At 57.0% G+C, this 1,330-nt stretch carries 1 protein-coding gene; it reads left to right on the top strand.

The window, feature by feature from the left end:
* A partial coding sequence (locus tag E1297_RS01760; RefSeq protein ID WP_155133122.1) for a porin occupies positions 1 to 1,063 on the top strand: 1,063 nt, incomplete at its 5' end.
* Between the last annotated feature and the right edge of the window lie 267 nt (positions 1,064 to 1,330).

Below are 1,330 nucleotides of genomic sequence, written 5' to 3'. Positions count from 1 at the left end.
CCCGGGCACCGAAACCTGCCTGCGCGTTGGCGGCCGTGTCCGTGTCGAAGCTGTTGCCAACAACTTCGCCGATGACGGCGTCTGGGGCAACCGTGAGCGCAACGACATCAACTTCCGTGCACGCGGCTACGTCTATCTCGACAGCCGCACCAACACGGAATTCGGTCTGCTGCGGACCTATACGTCCATGTACATGACCCAGGACAGCGACAATCTGGAAGGTAGCCGTGCTGATGGAGATCTCGCTGCTGCCGGTGGTGAAAGCTTCTTCCTTGAAGCGGCCTACATCCAGTGGGGCGGATTGACGGTTGGCCGGACGACATCGTTCTTCCAGATCTTCACCGGTCAGGCGTTCATGGGTGTTGTCACCCGTGATTGGTCGGATGTAACGACCAACCTGTTCGCTTACACGGCTGCCTTTGGCAACGGCTTCTCGGCAACGGTTGCGTTGGAAGATGCGACCTTCCGCCAGACACCGCGGGTGGCATATGCGGGCCAGAACTGGCCGGACATCGTTGCCAACATTCGTGTTGACCAGGGCTGGGGCTCTGCGCAGGTCATGGGTGCCTTGCACAATGTGCGTCCGGCAAACGCGTCCAAGGCCGGGAACCTCGGTTGGGCCATCGGTGGTGGCGTGATCATCAACCTGCCGATGCTGTCTCCGGACTCCAACATCGCATTCCAGGCACAGTATGCCGACGGCGCGCTGTCTTACATGGGGAATGCCGCTGGCATACCGGACTACAACAACATAGATGGTTCCGGCACCTCCGACACGAATACCGGCCTGTCACTCTCCGGCGGTATTTACCATCAGGCGACTTCCACCATTGGGCTGGCGCTTGACGGATCTTGGGCTGACTATGATGTGAGCCAAAGCGATCCGGGTGAGGAGCAAATCCCGAACGGAAGCCGTTGGGCGATTGATGGCTCCGTTCAGTGGGAGCCGGTTTCCGGCTTCGCCATGGGTGTCGACATGGGTTATGCCAATAGGGATTTCGATAATTTCGATGGTCCTGAAGACGAAATCAAGGCCGGTATCCGCTTCCAGCGGACCTTCTAGATCCTTCGTCAGGCACATGACTTGGAAACCCGGCGATTTCGCCGGGTTTTCTTTTGGTTTTGTCCGGGAAATTTCAGAGGGAGTGAATTCAGACGCCAAGTGCAACAAGGCAACAGTACGGTTCGGTTCGTCAAAAGGGATTGGTTGTCAAGGGTTGTAAAACCGCTTTGCGGCGCATAAGCGCCCTTGACAACCAATCCTTTATGCCAAAGTCGCAAGGAAGCCTTTCAAGGTTCTTTATGCCTTTAAAGGCCTTCCCTGAGAAAG

Source organism: Roseibium sp. RKSG952, assembly GCF_009711355.1.
The sequence above is the reverse complement of the archived record's forward strand: the minus strand, read 5'-3'. Positions and strand labels throughout refer to the sequence as shown.